Below are 578 nucleotides of genomic sequence, written 5' to 3' on the forward strand. Positions count from 1 at the left end.
GTGAGCACCCGCGTGGGAGGCGATGCCGAAACCCCCAACAGGTACGGCACGCCAAACGAAGACGCCGCCATGAGGAACACCATCACCGCGCCCGACAGCAGCGACGGCAGCACCAGCGGCACCGTGGTGCTCATGAGCGCACGCAGGGGAGAAGCACCACACACCCGCGCGGCCTCCTCCAGGGCCGGATCCACGCGTCGCAGCGCCGCCGCCCCCGCGAGCAGCACCAGCGGCAGGCCCGACAGCCCCTCCACGAACGCGATGCCACCCGCCCCGTAGAGGTTGAACACGTCCGCGCCCAACATCCGGTTCAGATACCCGGCCCGGGGACTCGCGAGCGACAACCACCCCATGCCCCAGATGAACGCGGGGATGGCCGAAGGCAGCGTGAACAGCACCGTGAGCGCGCCGCGCATCGGCAGGTCCGTGCGGAACAGCAGCACCGCCAGCGGTGCCCCCAGGGCCAGCGCCCACGCCGTCGCCCCCAAGGAGACACCCAGCGTGTTCCACAGGGCTCCCGACTCCGCCGCGAGCACCTGCCCCATCCCTCCCGTCGCCGCGCCCACGCCCCGCAGCAG

At 72.1% G+C, this 578-nt stretch carries 1 protein-coding gene; it reads right to left on the bottom strand.

Annotation, left to right across the window (positions count from 1 at the left end; all coding sequences use genetic code 11):
• The coding region (locus tag D7Y13_RS42100) for an ABC transporter permease (protein ID WP_120631082.1) at positions 1-578 on the bottom strand (578 nt) is incomplete at both ends.

The sequence above is a fragment of the Corallococcus praedator genome, assembly GCF_003612125.1.
Classification (GTDB): Bacteria; Myxococcota; Myxococcia; order Myxococcales; family Myxococcaceae; genus Corallococcus; species Corallococcus praedator.